A 2,252-nucleotide genomic window follows, 5' to 3' on the forward strand; every position below is an offset into this window, starting at 1 on the left:
CGTCGTTAGGGGCCTTGGCAGGGATTGTTGCGGAAAGCAGTGCGGAGATATTGTCGAGGGTGGTGTTTGGGAAATCGCCGAACGACCTGACGGAGGGAGAGAAACAACAGGTTGTGGCGTTAAGCCAGGTGGCTTCGGCATTGGCGACGACGGTCGCGGGGGGTAATGGAGAGACGGCAGCTTCAGCCATGGCAAGTGCGAAGAGTGCGGTGGAGAATAACTTCTTACTACCGAATCAAGTTAATCAAATGTACTACAAGTTAAATAAAGCGGTTGAGAATGGTAGTTCATTAGATGAAATATATGATGAGTTTTCACAATTAAGTGAAAAGCAGAGGAAGGAATTAAATACGGGTTGTGTTAATGAGATTCTATGCCGTAATACCACATTAAATTTAATCAATGAATCTAATCAAACAGCGCTTGATTTTAATAGTTTTATTGCTTCTTTCTTTACTAAATTACCTGCTAATGAACAAGAGAAGTTTTTAGAATTTATTATAGATGAGAATAGTAAATCAGCTAATCTTATAGATGAACGTCGTGGTTTTATTGAAACAATGGTAGTCCAAATGGTTGAGAACTATGTGAATAACATAGGCAGTTTGGATAAAAAGGTTTCGCCAAAAATTCGTAATTTTGCTAACAAAACAAAATTATCTAGCTCCCCATTACCAGTTTCTGTCCCTGTAAAAGTCAAATTTTCTGAAAATAGTGTAGAAGTTACATATAAATCAAATTCTAAACACACACCAGGAATGCCTGGTAATAGACCAAATGCGGGTGTCGAGCCTAGAAATTCATTAGAATTATTTAGAAATTCTATAGAATATAAGGTTGATAAAAATAAAACGGTAAGATATGCGAAAGATTCTAATGGCAATATACATAGATTCTTCGGAACAAATGGAGAATATCATTGGTCGGGTAGTTCAGGGGATAAAAATAACCCCTTGCCTATTCCTAAAGATTTAAAATTTTGAATAAGGTGTAGTATGATTTTTGGAGATCCTTTTCAGTTTGCTGTTCAGTGCGATTTAGTTAAGGAATGGAATGATGATTATTTTTGGGTAAATGGTATTTATTCTATTTTTATTAATGGGCAATTATTAAATAAAGAAATTTATGTAACGGAGTTAAAATTTACTTTAGCCAATATAGAATCTAATGTTTTAGATTCAATAAAAAGAGTTAAAACAAAAAAAAACATAAAAGAAGAGGATATTACCTCAATATTTATAGATGATTTTTCAATGAGTTTAAGCAGTCAAGACATGGAGGATGAAAAAATATATATATACTGTTTTTTTACTGAGTTTAATGATTGTGTTTATATTGATAATAAATGCTGTAAATCTGTACATTATTATCCATTAGGATATATTATAAACATTTTGAAAGATATTTTAAGATGGAAAAATAGTCTAAATATAAACTGGTAAAATATTAGTCCAATACACCGATTACACTGTATATTATCAGTATCAAGAGGGATTATTACTGGGGCAAATAATCACATAATATAAGCGGTTTGTTTCTTTATAAATTTTGCAAAAATGAGTGAAGAACAGACCGCTTGAGTTTATCTAAATTTTCAGAAAGGAAATAGATATTTGTCGGGTTTAACGGAAACAGTTACGGCATCGGGTTAGAAGCGGGGGTGAATGTCGGTCGGGGTAAATCGAACAGCAGCAGTAACACTTATCAAAACAGCGTTATCAATGTGAATAAGCTGGAAACCTTTAGTGAAGAGGGCGCGTTGGTTTTAGATGCGGCGGTGATAAATGCCGGGAGATGGGAAGGGGGGTTGAATGATGTCGTCTTCAACAGCCGTCAAGATACAACGCGGTATAAGAGCGAGCAGATGCAAGCAGGGGCAAGCGGTTCGATAGCCTATGGTTCGGGTGGCGGAGCCTCGGTTTCTGTGGGGTATAACAACGCCAAAATGAATATGGCCCAAGTGAATGAACAAACGGGCGTTCACGTTGGCAAAGGCGGAATGGACGTTACGGTACTCAACCATACCCAAAATAACGGCGGCATCCTGACGAGTGATGCCCCGAAAAGTGCAAACCGTTTCAGTACGGGGACGTATGGAGAAAGCCATATCAAGAACCACAGCGAACTGAAAACGCGCAATATCAGCGTAAGCGGCGGGACAGGCGGGTTTAACCCGATGGGGACCCTGATGAGCCTACCGGGTAACCGGAACGAACGGGAACAGAGCACGACCTACGCGACCGTAGGCGGCA

Annotated in this window: 3 protein-coding genes; all 3 read left to right on the forward strand. The window is 38.4% G+C overall.

The window, feature by feature from the left end; all coding sequences use genetic code 11:
- The coding region (locus tag E4T80_RS12545; protein ID WP_135058714.1) for a VENN motif pre-toxin domain-containing protein at positions 1 to 983 on the forward strand (983 nt) is incomplete at its 5' end.
- Between the two features lie 12 nt (positions 984 to 995).
- Positions 996 to 1,442: an Imm42 family immunity protein gene (locus E4T80_RS12550; protein WP_135058715.1), complete on the forward strand. Its 447-nt coding sequence runs from the start codon at positions 996 to 998 to the stop codon at positions 1,440 to 1,442.
- A gap of 218 nt (positions 1,443 to 1,660) precedes the next feature.
- Positions 1,661 to 2,252, forward strand: a 592-nt coding sequence (locus E4T80_RS12555) for a hemagglutinin repeat-containing protein (RefSeq protein WP_233437177.1), incomplete at its 3' end; no start/stop codon positions are given.

The organism is Muribacter muris (assembly GCF_004569585.1).
Classification (GTDB): Bacteria; Pseudomonadota; Gammaproteobacteria; order Enterobacterales; family Pasteurellaceae; genus Muribacter; species Muribacter muris.

Coding starts and splice junctions, on each gene's coding strand:
- E4T80_RS12550 (WP_135058715.1), top strand. CDS start 996: ATGATTTTTGGAGATCCTTTTCAGTTTGCTGTTCAGTGCGATTTAGTT.